This is a genomic window from Qipengyuania sp. YIM B01966, from assembly GCF_016461955.1.
Taxonomy (GTDB): domain Bacteria; phylum Pseudomonadota; class Alphaproteobacteria; order Sphingomonadales; family Sphingomonadaceae; genus QFOP01.
Window position 1 is genome coordinate 437,512 of the sequence record NZ_JADMNM010000001.1, and the last position, 14,466, is coordinate 451,977.

Here is a 14,466-nt window from a genome sequence, read left to right on the forward strand (position 1 = left end):
CGCCTGCTTGCCCACCGCCGGGCGCCGTGCAACAGGTCGGCGGGTGAGCGGCAATCATCACCATCATGACCACGGGCACGGGCACACTCATGCACACGGGCATGGGCACGCGCACGCGCCCGCCGATTTCGGCCGCGCCTTTTTGGTCGGGGTGGTGCTAAATTCAGCCTTTGTCGCGGTCGAGGCGGTGTATGGCTGGCTGGCCGGCTCGATGGCGCTGATTGCCGATGCCGGGCACAATCTGGCCGACGTGCTGGCGCTGCTGCTGGCATGGGGTGCGGCGGTGGCAGCGAAACGTCCGGCGCGTGGTCGCTTCACCTACGGCTATAAGAGCTCAACGATCCTCGCCGCGCTGGCCAATGCGATGCTGCTGCTGATCGCGGTGGGCATGATCCTGGTCGAGGCGCTGCGCCGGCTGGCGTCGCCGGAGCCTGTCGCTGCCGGCACGGTGATGGCAGTGGCCGCGATCGGCATCGTCATCAACGGCTTGACCGCGCTCCTGTTCATGCGCGGGCGCAAGCGCGATCTGAACCTGCGTGGGGCCTATCTGCACATGATGGCCGACGCCTTGGTGAGCCTCGGCGTGGTGATCGCCGGCGCGCTGATCTGGTGGACCGGCGCGCTGTGGATCGACCCCCTTACCAGCATCCTCATCGTCGGTGTGATCGCGTGGGGTACCTGGGGCCTCCTCAAGGACAGTGTGAAACTGAGCCTTAACGCGGTGCCCGAAAACATCGACGCGGACGCGGTGCGCGCGTTTCTCGCCGGCCGCCCGGGCGTAGCGGCAGTGCATGACCTCCATATCTGGCCGATGAGCACCACCGAAACCGCGCTGACCGCCCATTTGGTGATGCCGGCAGGCCACCCGGGCGACGCGTTCCTGCGGCAAACGGCAGGAGTGCTCTCGGACCAGCACGGCATCGCCCACGCGACCTTGCAGATCGAAAGTGCGGAAGGGTGCCCGGCGGCCTGTTGACCAGCACGGCAAATCAGGGCTGCGTGCGCGCCCACCTTTCGGTCAGCCACAGAATAAGCGCCTGCGCCAGGATAAAGGCGCCGCCGGCAATCAACACACCGTGCAGCGGATCGCCGTTTTGCATCTCCGGCGGCACGGAAATCGCCAGCAACATCAGCGAAAAGATGCCAGGCAGCAGCCACGCCATGATCCGCCGGGGCGTCATATTGCTGGCGCGCCCCGCCCAGTCGAAGTGCCCCGGTAGTTGGGCAAACCGGCGGTAGCGCCGGTTCGCCCACCAGCCCGATGCGAGCAGCGCGCCTATGAAAATCAGCGCAGCCGCCAGCAGCGGAACCGGCGCGCCGATCAGGCGGCTTCTTCCTTGGCCGTGCCACCGACCACACGGATCGGGTCTTTCTTGCCTTCGACCACATCCTTGTCGACGACAATCTCGGTCACATCGTCCATGTCGGGAAGGTCGAACATCGTATCGAGCAGGATGCCCTCGACGATCGAGCGCAGGCCACGCGCGCCGGTCTTGCGCTTGATCGCGCGCTCGGCAATCGTTTCCAGCGCATCGTCGGTGAAGGTCAGCTCGACATCCTCAAGCTCGAACAGCTTGCGGTACTGTTTGACCAGCGCATTCTTCGGTTCGCTGAGGATCTGAACCAGCGCCGGCACGTCTAGATCGCGCAAGGTAGCGATCACCGGCAGGCGCCCGACGAACTCGGGGATCAGGCCGAATTTGAGCAGATCTTCGGGCTCCGCCTTTTCAAGCAGCTCGCCCACGCGCCGCTTGTCCGGATCGGCGACATGCGCGCCGAACCCGATCGAACGTTTTTGCAAACGATCAGCGATGATCTTTTCGAGCCCCGCGAAGGCGCCGCCGCAGATGAACAGGATGTTGGTCGTATCGACCTGGAGAAATTCCTGCTGCGGATGCTTGCGCCCGCCCTGCGGCGGGACACTGGCAGTGGTCCCTTCCATCAGCTTAAGGAGCGCCTGCTGTACGCCTTCGCCGCTGACATCGCGGGTGATGGAGGGATTTTCCGCCTTGCGGGTAATCTTGTCGATCTCGTCGATATAGACGATGCCGTGCTGCGCCTTGTCGACATTGTAGTCGCTCGCCTGCAGCAGCTTGAGGATGATGTTCTCGACATCTTCACCGACATAGCCCGCTTCGGTCAGCGTGGTCGCATCGGCCATGGTGAACGGCACATCGAAAGTGCGCGCCAGCGTCTGCGCCAGCAGCGTCTTGCCGCTGCCGGTCGGGCCGACCAACAGGATGTTCGACTTGGCGAGTTCGACGTCGCCCGCCTTGCCGCTGTGCTTCAGCCGCTTGTAATGGTTGTGCACCGCCACCGACAGCACACGCTTCGCCCGGTCCTGCCCGATGACGTAGTCGTTGAGCGTGGTGAAGATATCGAGCGGGGTCGGCACTTCGCCTTCCTTGCGCCCGGCGATCCCGGCCTTGGTTTCCTCGCGGATGATGTCGTTGCACAATTCGACGCATTCATCGCAGATGAACACGGTCGGGCCGGCAATCAGCTTACGCACCTCGTGCTGCGACTTCCCGCAGAAGCTGCAGTAAAGGGTGCTCTTGCTATCGGTACCGCTCAACTTCGTCATATCCCGTTTCCCGAATCCCGCGCCCGTCAGGGCATCAGGGACTGGCCCGACTCTATAGCCGGGGAGTCATTAATCAACCTGCGGGGAAATCCTCTTTCCCGGCAAAGTTTTGCTGGTGTCTGGCGGTTGCCGCCTGCTCAAGCCTGGGGCGCACCGCCGGTGCCGGCATCACCGCTGGCCGTGTCACCCTCGCCCGTCGTCTCGCTTTCGGGGCGGGTTTCGAACACTTTGTCGACGATGCCGAATTCCTTCGCCTCTTCCGCTTCGAGGAAGGTGTCGCGATCCATCGCCTTCTCGATCTCCTCCAGCGTACGGCCGGTATACTTGGCGTAGAGATCGTTCATCCGCTTGCGGATGCGCAGAATTTCGCGGGCCTGGATTTCGATGTCCGAGGCCATCCCGCGCGCCCCGCCGCTGGGCTGGTGGACCATGATCCGCGCATTGGGCAGCGCGATGCGCATTCCCGGCTCGCCCGCGGCCAGCAGGAAACTGCCCATGCTGGCGGCCTGCCCGATGCACACGGTCGACACGCGCGGCTTGATATACTGCATCGTGTCATGGATCGCCATGCCGGCCGTCACCACCCCGCCGGGCGAGTTGATGTACATCGAGATTGGCTTCGACGGGTTCTCGCTTTCGAGGAACAGCAACTGGGCCACGATCAGGCTGGCCATGCCGTCCTCGACCTGATTGGTGACGAACACGATCCGTTCGCGCAGCAGGCGGCTGAAAATGTCGAAGCTGCGTTCGCCGCGGCTCGTCTGTTCCACCACCACGGGCACCAGCGCGCCGGTGACCGGGTCACGGGTGAACTGGCCCTGGGTGCCGTAAGCGTCGCCGCCGAACAGATCGATCATGAAAAGTCCTCTTGAAGATGGGCCGCCTATGTCGGGGCTCGGATGCGATTGCGCAAGGGCATTAACCGTCTGCCGCTGGGCGGCCGCCCCTGCTACGGCTCGGTATCAGCAACAGGCAGGAGGCACGCAATGACCCGCAATACAGGACAGATTGACCGGATGCTGCGCATCCTTGTCGGCGTGGTGCTGCTCTATCTGGCGATCACTGGGCAATATACGCCGTGGACTTGGCTGGGTATCGTCCCGCTGCTGACCGGGCTGGTGGGCTTCTGCCCGCTGTACCACTTGCTGGGGATGAATACCTGCGGGGTTCGCTAGGAAAGCCACAGGCGGCGGGCCGGCGAGGTGGCCGGCCGCCGCCCGCTCGCACGCGTCAGCCCTTTGCCGCCGGTTTCTTGGCGGCCGTTTTCTTCGCCGCCGGCTTTTTGGCCGCAGCCGCGGTGACGTCGTCGGCCTCGGCCTTGGGTGCCGTTTTCCTTGCCGGCGCCTTCTTTGGGTTGTCCGCCGCCGGGGCGGCATCCTTGCCGGTGCTCTCTTCGTCCCCGCCAGTCTTCTTGAGCGCCGGCTTCTTGGCCGCAGCCTTCTTGGCGGGCGCCTTCTTGGCCGGCGCGGCAGCGGCGCCTTCCTCGGCCTCAATCGCCGCTTCCAGCTCCTCGCGAGTCACTTCCCGTTCGCTCACCTCGGCCTTGTCGAACAGGAAATCGACCACCTTGTCCTCATAGAGCGGTGCGCGCAGCTGGGCGGCGGCCATCGGTTCGGACTGGATCAGCTGGATGAACCGCTGACGGTCTTCCTCGCGATATTGCTGGGCCGCCTGCTGGATCAGCATCGACATTTCCTGGCCGGAAACCTCGACCCCGTTCTGCTGGCCGATTTCCGACAGCAGCAGGCCCAGCCGCACGCGGCGTTCGGCGATGTGGCGATAATCGTCCTTCTCGGCCTCGATTTCCTTCATCGCTTCGGCGGGGTTTTCGTCGCGTGCGGCTTCCTGCTGGAGCTGCTGCCAGATCTGCTCGAATTCCGCCTCGACCATGCCCTGCGGCACGGCGAAATCGTGGCCGGCCGCAAGCATATCAAGCAGCTGGCGCTTCATTTGCGTGCGGGTCAGACCGGCGGTTTCCTGCTCGAGCTGGCCGCGGATCAGGCCGCGCAGCACCTCGATATTGTCGATGCCGAGCGACTTGGCGAAATCGTCGTCCAGCTTGCTTTCGCCCGCGATCTTGACCGCCTGGACCGTGATCGCGAACTGGGCCTCCTTGCCCGCCAGATGCTCCGCCGCATAGTCGGCCGGGAAGGTCACGGTAATGGTCCGCTCCTCGCCCGCCTTGGCACCGGTCAGTTGTTCTTCAAAGCCGGGGATGAACTGGCCCGACCCCAGCACCAGCGGCGCGCCCTCGGCCTTGCCGCCGTCGAATTCGACGCCGTCGATCGAGCCGGTGAAATCGATGATCAGCTGGTCGCCGTCAGCCGCCTTGTGGCCCTTCTTGGCGTCGGTATAGCTCTTTTGCTGGCTGGCAATATTGCCCAGCGCCTCGTCGACCTGCGCGTCGGTGACGGGCACGGTCAGCTTTTCCAGCTTCAGGCCCGACAGGTCGGGCGCGGTCACTTCGGGCAGCACTTCGAGCTCGACATCAAGCTCGGCATCCTTGCCCTGTGCGTAGCCGTCACCCATCGTCAGGCGCGGCTGCATCGCCGGGCGCAGCTGCTGGTCCTTGATCAGCGCATCGACCGAATCGCGCAGCGCATCATTGACCACCTGCGCGTGCAGCTGTTCGCCATGCATCTTGCGGACGAGATTGGCTGGCACCTTGCCGGGGCGGAAGCCGGCCATCCGCACCTGCGGGGCGATCTTCTTGACCTCGGCGGCGATCTTGTCCTCGATTTCGGAAGCCGGGATCGTCAGCCGGTACGCGCGCTTCAGCCCATCGTTGGCGGTTTCGGTAATCTGCATGGCGGGAACTGCTGCCTTCTCGTCAAATCTGTCTGTCTGCCGGTGGTTCGCGGCGCGGCCGGGCTGGTGCGGGCGAAGGGACTCGAACCCCCACATCTTGCGATACTGGAACCTAAATCCAGCGCGTCTACCAGTTCCGCCACGCCCGCAACCCGAACGAAGCCGCGCGAGGGCGAGCCTCACGGCAAGCCCGCGCCCCTAGAAGAACCCTGACCAAAGGGCAAGCGCCGTGGGCCGGAACGGGCGGCGCGGCGGGTCGTTCAGGATAGGAGCGCCCAGGCAACACCACGGTCTGAGGTCGCCCACCCCGCAAAGGAGCGTCCACGATGGCCAGCCACCCCCCCAAGCCCGACACGATCAAGCCGCAATCGCCACCCGAAAAGCTGCCTGCACAGGCGCCGCAGGAAGACCCGGTGCGCGAACCCGACGAGATCGTCCCGCCCCAGCCGGGCGTCGATAATCCCGATGGCGCGCCGATCGAGATTCCGCAGCCGGACACCGGCAGCCCCGATGGCGGCGCGATCGAGAGCATCTGAACGCCGACTCGCCGCGCGCCGGCCTACCCCTTGCGGCCGGCGCGCGGGACCATTAACGGGCGCGCCATGAGCGATGAGAACCAGCCGGCTTCGGCCGAAGCCGACACCCCCGCCACCGGCCTCGACGCGCCGCCCGATCGGCTGTGCGTGCACGCCAACTCGCCGCATTTCGACGAGACCGTGTTGCGCCGCGGGGTGGGCATCCGGTTCAAGGGCCGCCAGCGCCACGACATCGAGGAATATTCGATTTCCGAAGGCTGGGTCCGCGTGCAGGCCGGCAAGACCGTTGATCGCAAGGGTCAGCCGCTGATGCTGAAGCTCAATGGCCCGGTCGAAGCCTGGTTCGAGGATCTGGGCGAGGATGCACCCGTCGCCCGCGCCTGAGCTCTACCGCCCGTCGTAAAGCGCGATGGCGGAGGCCACCGGGTCGCCCTGACGGCGTTCGGCGGCGCGCGGCGCGGCGGCTGCGCGTGGGGCAGGAGCAGCACGCTGGGCCGCGTGACCCGCGGGCGCGGGCCGCCCAAAAGCCCCCGAAAAGGCACTGGCAAAGGCCCGCGAAGGGCGCGCATTGGCCGCGGCGGACGGCACCGGGAGTGGTGCGGATGGTGCTGCCGAAGCAATCCGCGTCGGGCCGCCCAGGGGCACGGGACTGGCCGCCGGTACATTCCCACGCCCGGGCCGGCTGTACACGAAGCCATGCACTGGCCAGGCGGTCGTGCCCAGCGCCTGGAGCGGCGCGTACCACACCTTTACTTCGCTCCAGTCGTTAGCGGGCGAGACATCGATCGCCATCACGTCATTTTCGATCTGCCCCCGCCGCCCGTTGATCGGGGACCAGTTCGCGTGCCGGAGCAACACGGTGCGGGCATCGACGACGCGGCTGATCGCGGCCACATGGCCCAGTTCCATGTTGCGGTGCGGACGAAAGGCCATCACCGCGCCGACCCGCGGGGTGCGCCCGCGGTCATAGCGGCCGGCGGCCTGGTCCCACCAGGTATGCGCGTCGCCATAAATCTGGATGCCGCTTTGTGCACGGGCATAGGGGACGCATTCGAGATAGGGCGGCAGTTCGCTCGCGGCCGCCGGGGTAGCGCCGGCGAGCAGCACGGCGGCAATGGGGGCCAAGACTGTCCAGCGGCGGGTCATGCGGCCGAAGGTGGCGGCACAGGGTTACGATCACCTCGCCGGCAATGGTTAACGCAGGTATAAGCATGTGCGCTTGCTATTGCGCGCGCCAACGCCCACTTGCGCACCTGCCATGCAGCAGCCGCAAGTCATCATTATCGGGCGCCCCAATGTCGGCAAGTCGACGCTGTTCAACCGGCTGGTCGGCAAGAAGCTGGCGCTGGTCGACGATCAGCCCGGCGTCACGCGTGACCGCCGGGTCGGCGCGGCCGAGCTTGCAGGCCTGAAATTCGACATCGTCGATACGGCTGGGTGGGAGGATGACGATCCCGATACTCTGCCCGGCCGAATGCGCCAGCAGACCGAGATCAGCCTAGAGGGGGCCGACGCGGCCCTGTTCGTGATCGATGCACGGGCGGGCATCACGCCGCTTGACGAGGAAATCGCCCGCTGGCTGCGCGGACAGGGCGTGCCGGTGGTGATGGTCGCCAACAAGGCCGAAGGGCGCGCGGGCGAGGCCGGCGTGTTCGAAGCCTATGGCCTCGGCTTTGGCGAGCCGGTGGCGCTGTCCGCCGAGCATGGCGAAGGCGTGGCCGACCTCTTCGGCGCGTTGTGGCCGATCATCCGCGACAAGGCCGAAGCGCTCGAAGCCGCCGAAGCGGCCCGCGCCGAGGCGGTGGCAGAAGGTGAGGAAGACGCGCCGCTCGGCCCGCTGCAACTGGCGATTGTCGGGCGTCCTAATGCCGGCAAATCGACCTTGATCAACCGGATGCTGGGCGAAAATCGCCTGCTGACCGGGCCGGAGGCGGGCATCACCCGCGATTCGATCGCGGTCGACTGGACGTGGACCGACCCGGCTACGGGCGAGACCCGCGCGGTCAAGCTGATCGACACCGCCGGGATGCGCAAACGCGCCCAGGTGACCGACAAGCTCGAAAAAATGTCGGTCGCGGATGCCCAGCGCGCGGTCGATTTCGCTGAGGTCGTCGTGCTGCTGCTCGACGCGACGCGCGGGCTCGAACATCAGGATCTCAAGATCGCCGCCCACGCACTCGAGGAAGGGCGCGCGCTGATCATCGCGATCAACAAATGGGACATTGCCGAGGAACCGAGCGCCCTGTTCAACGGGATCAAGCGCGCGCTGGAAGACGGGTTGTCGCAAGTGCGCGGCGTGCCGGTGCTGTCGGTGTCGGCGCGCACCGGGCGCGGGATCGACCAGTTGGTTGGCGCCGCCTTCGCGCTGCGCGAGGTCTGGTCGAAGCGCGTGCCGACTGCCGCGCTCAACCGCTGGTTCGACGATGCGCTGGCAGCCAATCCGCCACCGGCGCCGGGCGGGCGGCGGATCAAGCTGCGTTACATTACCCAATCCTCGGTCCGGCCGCCGCGCTTCGTGGTGTTCGGCACACGGCTCGATGCGCTGCCCGCCAGCTATGAACGCTATCTGGTCAACGGCATTCGCCGCGAGCTCGGATTTGACGGCGTGCCGATCCGGGTGGTGATGAAAAGCGCCAAGAACCCCTACGCGTCGCAGTGATGCTCGACATGCTGTCCCTTGCCGGCGATCTGATCGCCCGCACGTCGAGCACCGCGCGCGTACAGGAAATCGTCGAGCTGAGCCTCGCGCCGGTGTTCCTGCTGGCGGCGATCGGTGCGCTGCTCAACGTGGTCAATTCGCGGCTCATCTGGATTGTTGACCGGGTCAACCGGATCGAGGGCCTCGCCGAAGACGGGCGCGGTGGACGGCTGGTCGAGGAACTGCCGGCGCTTCGCCGGCGGCGCGGCTGGGCGCAAGGGGCGGTCAACCTCTCGGCCTCGGCGGCGCTGACGATCTGCTGCGTGGTCGCCCTGCTGTTCATCAGCGCCTTTGTCAGGCCGCCGCTGGGCACATTGGTGGCGGTGCTGTGGATCGTCACCATGGGCCTCATCATCGGTGCTCTGCTGCTGTTCCTGCTGGAAACGCGCGCCGCCATTGCCAGCCCGCGCGACCGGCGCCGCATCTCGCGCGCGATCCTGCGGCGCGGGGCCGATCACGCAAGCGAGTAGGGCCGCTGGCTCCTCAGCGTCGCAGCGGAAAACGCTGCCAGTAGGTCAGGCAGCGCCACAGCCATTCGAGCGGGCCGTAGCGGAACCGGTCGAGCCAGGCTTTCGACCACAGCAGCATCACGCCCCACGCGCCCAGCACGACAACATAAAGCTCTGGCCGGGTCAGCTGGCCATACAGGCCACCTGCCCAACCGTGGAACACGAACAGCATCAGCAGCGACGTGCCGAGATAGTTGGAAAAAGCCATCCGCCCGGCCGCGACCAGCCGCTCGCCCAGCCAGCCATGCACGCGCGCGCCGATAATCGGCAGCACGGCGGCAAGGCCGAGTATCATCGGCAGCCGCGCCAGCCCGCCGATGCCGACCATGATGAAATTAATCAGATAGAACTTGTCTAGCCCCTGATCGAGCGCCCACCAGGCGAGCGGCGCCTGCAACGCCAGGCCAAGCGCGATCCCGGCCAGCCCCCAGCGCATCTGCCGCCCCTGGTTCAATCGCCCGTCGAACAGGCCGAGCCTGAACAGGGCCATCCCGGCCATCATCAGCGGTACGGTTTCGAACAGCGCAAAGATCAGCTGCGTGCCGACGTCAGACCCATGCTTGGTGAAATTATGCGCGACATATTGGAACCAGTTGCCGTCCAGAATGATCGCCTGCTCGGCGCGGCCATCCTTGATCAGCTCGTTCACCGCCTTGGTCAGCTCGTTGGTCGCCTCGCCTCCGCCGGGCAAGCCGCCCGCTTCCATCAGCGCCATGCTCCCCAGCATCAGCGACAGCAGGAAGGTGCCGATCAGATAGGCCAGGCCCGCGACAAGCAGCAGCTTTTTCGGACGCCAGCCTATCGCGGCGAGGCCGATAAAGCCGCACGCCGCATAAAGCGTCAGGATATCGCCGCGCCACAGCAGGAAGAAATGCGCCATGCCGAAGACCAGCAGCCACATCAGCCGGCGGACCTGCAATTCGGTGCCGTCGCCTGCGGCCGCATCCTTGCGCGTGACGAACAGCACCAGCCCGGCCCCGAACAGCAGCGTGAACAGGCCGCGCATCTTGCCGTCTATCAGCACAAACTGCGCCGCCCACAGCAAGTCGGACAGGCGGTCATGCGCGGTCAGAAAGGCGCCGGGCCAGAAGGCCGCATTTACCGGGTGACCGAACGCGGCGATATTGGCCGCCAGAATGCCGAGCACCGCAATGCCGCGCGTAAAATCGAGACTGGTCAGCCGCTGCGCCCCGCTTGCCGGAGCCGGCATTGCTGGCTGGTCGGGCGTTGCGAGCGAAGCACCTGGCGGCGCGGTGTCGTTCATTGCGAGATCCCCCTTGCCGCGCGTCTAGCGCAGACGCGGGCGCGGCGGCAGCCCCTATCGCCGAGCGGCCGCGCGCGCCCGACCGGCGTCAGCGCGTCACCAGGCACTCATGTCCGGAACGCCGTAATCCGGCGCAGGCCGAGGCGGCGGCCTGCTGGCTGTCAAAGCCGGCGACGAGCAACCGCGTGACGCGGCCCTGCGCGACGAATTGCCGGCTCTTGCCGGCCAGCTCCGGCCGGGCCGCCACGCGCTGCCACAGCGCCTCGGCATTGCCGCGCACGGCGAAGGCGCCCAGTTGCAGCTTCCACGGCCCGCTGGCGGTGGCGGGTGGCGTAGGCGCGCGCGCTGGCTGGGCGGGCGCTGGCTGGGCGCGCACCGGTCGAGGCGCGGCCACCGGCGCGGTGGCCGCGCGCGCAGTCCGCACCGACGGCTGATCGAGCCCGGCCAGCGCGAGATCCACGGCGGCCAGGTCACTCGCGCGCCGCGCATCGGCCTGCTGGCGCAATTGGTTGGACAATTCCTGCGCGCGGCTGCGATCCTCTAGCGCGATATGCGTATCCATTTGCTGCAGCGCCGAGGCGGCTTGCGGCAGCCCGGCAGACTGGGCGAGCGTCAGCAGAGCATAGGCCCGCACCCAGTCGCGCGGCACGAGGTCGCCATTGAAATGGGCGATGCCGAGCAGATATTGCGCGCGCGGATCGCCGCGTTCGGCCGCCGCGCTCACATAGGGCAGCGCCTGCTCGCGCCGGCCGCTCTGAAACAGCAGCAGGCCGTAATTGTCCGCCGCCTGCACATGGCCCTGCCGAGCGGCGGCATCATACAGGCGCTCGGCCTCGGCCAGATTCGCCGCCACCCCGCGCCCGAGGCGGTAGGCCTGCGCCAGATTGAACTGGGCATCGGGGTCGCCAGCCTCAACGGAGCCGCGCCATTCGCGCACGGCGGCAACGTAATCGCCCGCGCTCCACGCATCGACCCCGCGCCGCACATCGGCCGCCGCCGGCGCCGCCAGCAAGGCGGCGGCAAGCAGGGCAGGAACGATGGAATGACGCGGCAGCATGGCAGGAATCCTCAAGCTTGCGTCGTTCTATAGTCAACCGGGCATTAGCGAAACCTTGCCGAATGAACGGCCCGTGCGGGCAGACTGCGTTAACCCAAAATTAGGGGTATCCGGCGCATTCCCTGCCTGACCCCGCACAAGGATGCGGGCGATGGGGACATTCAGGGGGTATCGGCCTTGCGCGTATTGGCACTGGCTTCGCAGAAGGGGGGATCGGGCAAGACCACCCTGTCAGGGCATCTGGCAGTTCAGGCGCAGCGCGCCGGGGCCGGGCCGGTCGTGCTGATCGACATCGATCCGCAAGGATCGCTGGCCGATTGGTGGAACGAGCGCGAGGCGGATTTGCCCGCCTTTGCCCAGACCACCGTCTCGCGTCTCGCCAGCGACCTCCAGGTGCTGCGCCAGCAGGGCTTCAAGCTGGCGGTGATCGACACCCCGCCCGCGATCACCATGGCGATCCAGTCGGTGATTTCCGTGGCCGAGCTGATCGTCGTCCCGACCCGCCCCAGCCCGCACGATCTGCGCGCCGTGGGCGCGACGGTCGATCTGTGCGAGCGCGCCGGCAAGCCGCTGGTGTTCATCGTCAATGGCGCCACGCCCAAGGCCAAGATTACCTCGGAAGCGGCGGTCGCGCTGTCGCAGCATGGCACCGTGGCGCCGATCACGCTGCATCACCGGACCGATTTCGCCGCTTCGATGATCGACGGCCGTACGGTGATGGAAGTCGATCCCGAAAGCCGCAGCGCGGCCGAGATCGCGGCGCTGTGGAACTATATTTACGACCGGCTGGAACGCAATTTCCGCCGGACCGTGTTTGCGGCGCCTGCCGCGTCCTCGCCGATCGCCGGCCTGCATCACCGTCCGGCCGGGGGCTTCGGCCGCCGCGTCGCGCAGTGAGGCGGTGGTGCCCGAATCCGACGAACCGGCCATGAACGAACCCGCTTTCGCCTCGCTCAGCTCGGCCCTGCTCGCCCGCAAGGGCGGCGCGCGCCCCGCGATGCGCCCGCAGCACGCCACGCTGGCCGCGCTGAGCGGCGCAATTCCCGAAGGTGCCAATCTGGAGGATTTGGGCTGGAACGACATGGGCGATGACGAGCCGCGCCAGCACCCCGTCCCGCTGCAGTTGACGCCCGCGCCCGATCCGCACGCCGCTTCGGCCGAAGCGGTGCACGATTTCTATGGCGAGCCCGAAACAGCGGAGCAGCCGCTAACCGCCGAGCCCACCATTCAGCAGCCCGAGGTGCATCGTCAGCACGAAACGCTGGCACGCTGGGTCGAGGATCAACCGGCCGCGCCCGCTCTCTCTTCGGCTCCGGCACCCGCTCCGACACCGGCTCCCGCGCCGGTTCGCCGTTCGGCGTTGTCCAGCGGGCGCCGCGCCGCTTTCACCCTTCGGCTCGATGCCGACCGGCATCTGAGACTGCGTCTTGCGGCGACGATCCGCGGCTGCAGCGCGCAGCAATTGGTGACCGAGGCGCTTGACCGGGTGCTGGCGGAGTTTGTCGAACTCGACGCACTTGCCGCGCGCATGAAGCGCGACTGACCGATTTTCGAGAGGGGGACAGACCATGACCCGGACCACCGACAAGAGCCTTGCACGTCGTCGCACGGCGCTGGTTGCCTCGACCGCGCTGGCCGCAACGCTGTTGACCGGCTGCGCGATCAAAGCGGCCCCGCCGGCGAACCTTTCGGCCGCCCGCGCCGAAGCGGCCCTGGCCCGCGGTTCGACCGGCCAGGCGGTGCGCCATGCCGAGGCGGCCGTGCAGGCCCAGCCGCATAACGCCGCCTTCCGCGCCACGCTCGGCGCGGCCTATCTGGACGCCGGCCGGTTCCGTTCGGCGGCGACCAGCTTCACCGATGCGATGGCGCTTGGCGATGCCAGCCCGCGCACCGCGATCAGCCTCGCCCTGGCACTGATCGGCGCAGGCGACCGACAGGGTGCGCACGCGATCCTGACCGACTGGCGCGATCAACTCGACCCGTCCGATCTCGGCCTCGCTTTCGCGCTGGCCGGCGATGCACGGCAGGGTGTCGGGCTTCTGTCCGACGCGGTGCGCAATGGCGCGGCGACGCCGAAAACCCGGCAGAACCTCGCCTATGCCTACGCCCTTGCCGGAGATTGGCGCGCCGCGCGGCTGATGGCTTCGCAGGATCTGCCCGCCGGCGAGGTTGACCAGCGGATCGAACATTGGGCGCGGACCATCCAGCCCGAAGCGTTTCAGGCCCGCATGGCCGGCCTGCTCGACGTGCCGGTAACGGCCGATGCCGGGCAACCCGCGCGCCTCGCCCTCGCCAATAATCCGGCGATGGAGCAATTGGTCGCCGAGGCCGCCGCACAGGGCGCCCCGATGGCGAGCGAACCGGCGACCGCGCAGATGGCGGGCGGGGAACTGCCCGCGCTTGCCGCGCCGGTGCCCATGGAAGCGCCCGCGCCCGCGCCGCAACTGGCGGCCGTCGCTTATGCCCCTGCTGCCCCCGTGCCGCAGTTTGACGACACCACGGTGGCGGCCGCTCCGGCGATGCCGACCCCGCAGCCGGCGGCCACGCTCGCTGCCCAGACCGCCGAGGCGTTGCGGATCGCTGCCGCGCCCGCAATGCGCGAATTGCCAGCTCGCGTCGCCGCGACTGTGGCCCCTGCCCCATCGCAGAGCGCTGCGCCGCGCCGCGTGGTCCGGCCGGTGCCGCGCGCCGCTGCGCCTGCCGCCGCGGGCGGCCAGCATCTCGTGCAGCTCGGCTCGTTCGCCAGCGAACAGGGTGCGCGCCGCGCCTGGGGCATTTACAGCCGGCAATATCCGCAATTGCGCGATTACCGGATGGTCATAACCCGCGCAGAGGTGAACGGCCGGAACTATTACCGCGTCTCGGCCGGCGGGCTGCACCAGGCCGCCGTGCGCTCGGTTTGTGGTACCGTGCGCGCGTCAGGCGGCGGCTGCATCGCCTGGCGCGAAGGCAGCCCGCTGCCGGGTGCGGTGCGCGCCGCGCCGGCCCGCATGGCACGCCGCTAAGCGCC

Annotated in this window: 16 protein-coding genes and 1 tRNA gene; 9 read left to right on the top strand and 8 right to left on the bottom strand. The window is 67.5% G+C overall.

What is annotated here, in order from left to right:
* Positions 1–43: 43 nt before the first annotated feature.
* The gene (locus ILT46_RS02210; protein WP_370592290.1) at positions 44–976 is read left to right on the top strand and encodes a cation diffusion facilitator family transporter; all 933 of its coding nucleotides are present in this window, start codon (positions 44–46) and stop codon (positions 974–976) included.
* A 13-nt stretch (positions 977–989) separates the two neighbouring features.
* Here the strand turns inward: ILT46_RS02210 and ILT46_RS02215 are convergent, their stop codons facing one another.
* From ILT46_RS02215 to ILT46_RS02225, 3 genes are all read right to left on the bottom strand, one after another.
* Positions 990–1,163 (bottom strand): hypothetical protein, encoded by a 174-nt coding sequence (locus ILT46_RS02215; RefSeq protein WP_199502970.1) that lies wholly within the window; start codon positions 1,161–1,163, stop codon positions 990–992.
* A gap of 158 nt (positions 1,164–1,321) precedes the next feature.
* Complete coding sequence (clpX, locus tag ILT46_RS02220; protein ID WP_199502971.1) at positions 1,322–2,584, bottom strand: ATP-dependent Clp protease ATP-binding subunit ClpX; 1,263 nt, start codon at positions 2,582–2,584, stop codon at positions 1,322–1,324.
* A gap of 137 nt (positions 2,585–2,721) precedes the next feature.
* Entirely contained in the window at positions 2,722–3,441 is a 720-nt protein-coding gene (locus ILT46_RS02225) for an ATP-dependent Clp protease proteolytic subunit (protein ID WP_199502972.1), read from the bottom strand.
* Positions 3,442–3,570: 129 nt separating this feature from the next.
* On the opposite strand from ILT46_RS02225, the gene ILT46_RS02230 reads away from it, so the two are divergent.
* Positions 3,571–3,759, top strand: a complete 189-nt coding sequence (locus tag ILT46_RS02230) for a YgaP family membrane protein (protein ID WP_199502973.1) — start codon at positions 3,571–3,573, stop codon at positions 3,757–3,759.
* A 55-nt stretch (positions 3,760–3,814) separates the two neighbouring features.
* On the opposite strand, the gene tig is transcribed toward ILT46_RS02230, so the two are convergent.
* The gene (gene tig / locus ILT46_RS02235; RefSeq protein ID WP_199502974.1) at positions 3,815–5,392 is read right to left on the bottom strand and encodes a trigger factor; all 1,578 of its coding nucleotides are present in this window, start codon (positions 5,390–5,392) and stop codon (positions 3,815–3,817) included.
* 64 nt (positions 5,393–5,456) lie between these two features.
* A tRNA-Leu gene (locus ILT46_RS02240) sits at positions 5,457–5,541 on the bottom strand.
* 177 nt (positions 5,542–5,718) lie between these two features.
* On the opposite strand from ILT46_RS02240, the gene ILT46_RS02245 reads away from it, so the two are divergent.
* A complete protein-coding gene (locus ILT46_RS02245) occupies positions 5,719–5,928 on the top strand; it encodes a hypothetical protein (protein ID WP_199502975.1) in 210 nt (69 codons plus the stop codon).
* Between the two features lie 66 nt (positions 5,929–5,994).
* Positions 5,995–6,312 carry a DUF3297 family protein gene (locus ILT46_RS02250; protein WP_199502976.1) on the top strand — a complete coding sequence of 106 codons (318 nt, stop codon included), beginning with the start codon at positions 5,995–5,997 and terminating at the stop codon, positions 6,310–6,312.
* A gap of 3 nt (positions 6,313–6,315) precedes the next feature.
* Here ILT46_RS02250 and ILT46_RS02255 read toward each other — a convergent pair whose 3' ends face one another.
* Positions 6,316–7,074 carry a CHAP domain-containing protein gene (locus tag ILT46_RS02255; protein ID WP_199502977.1) on the bottom strand — a complete coding sequence of 253 codons (759 nt, stop codon included), beginning with the start codon at positions 7,072–7,074 and terminating at the stop codon, positions 6,316–6,318.
* Positions 7,075–7,186: 112 nt separating this feature from the next.
* On the opposite strand from ILT46_RS02255, the gene der reads away from it, so the two are divergent.
* A complete protein-coding gene (gene der / locus ILT46_RS02260; protein WP_199502978.1) occupies positions 7,187–8,587 on the top strand; it encodes a ribosome biogenesis GTPase Der in 1,401 nt (466 codons plus the stop codon).
* Positions 8,587–9,096 carry a DUF2721 domain-containing protein gene (locus ILT46_RS02265; RefSeq protein WP_199502979.1) on the top strand — a complete coding sequence of 170 codons (510 nt, stop codon included), beginning with the start codon at positions 8,587–8,589 and terminating at the stop codon, positions 9,094–9,096. The genes der and ILT46_RS02265 overlap by 1 nt, the downstream gene beginning before the upstream one ends.
* A 13-nt stretch (positions 9,097–9,109) precedes the next feature.
* On the opposite strand, the gene ILT46_RS02270 is transcribed toward ILT46_RS02265, so the two are convergent.
* Complete coding sequence (locus ILT46_RS02270) at positions 9,110–10,399, bottom strand: DUF418 domain-containing protein (RefSeq protein WP_199502980.1); 1,290 nt, start codon at positions 10,397–10,399, stop codon at positions 9,110–9,112.
* Between the two features lie 88 nt (positions 10,400–10,487).
* Positions 10,488–11,456 (bottom strand): SPOR domain-containing protein, encoded by a 969-nt coding sequence (locus ILT46_RS02275; RefSeq protein ID WP_199502981.1) that lies wholly within the window; start codon positions 11,454–11,456, stop codon positions 10,488–10,490.
* Positions 11,457–11,633: 177 nt separating this feature from the next.
* On the opposite strand from ILT46_RS02275, the gene ILT46_RS02280 reads away from it, so the two are divergent.
* From ILT46_RS02280 to ILT46_RS02290, 3 genes are read left to right on the top strand one after another with little or no spacing between them, the layout of a single operon-like run.
* Positions 11,634–12,353 carry a ParA family protein gene (locus tag ILT46_RS02280; protein ID WP_199502982.1) on the top strand — a complete coding sequence of 240 codons (720 nt, stop codon included), beginning with the start codon at positions 11,634–11,636 and terminating at the stop codon, positions 12,351–12,353.
* A 31-nt stretch (positions 12,354–12,384) separates the two neighbouring features.
* Positions 12,385–12,999: a hypothetical protein gene (locus ILT46_RS02285; RefSeq protein WP_199502983.1), complete on the top strand. Its 615-nt coding sequence runs from the start codon at positions 12,385–12,387 to the stop codon at positions 12,997–12,999.
* 25 nt (positions 13,000–13,024) lie between these two features.
* Positions 13,025–14,461 carry an SPOR domain-containing protein gene (locus ILT46_RS02290; RefSeq protein WP_199502984.1) on the top strand — a complete coding sequence of 479 codons (1,437 nt, stop codon included), beginning with the start codon at positions 13,025–13,027 and terminating at the stop codon, positions 14,459–14,461.
* Positions 14,462–14,466: the final 5 nt, after the last annotated feature.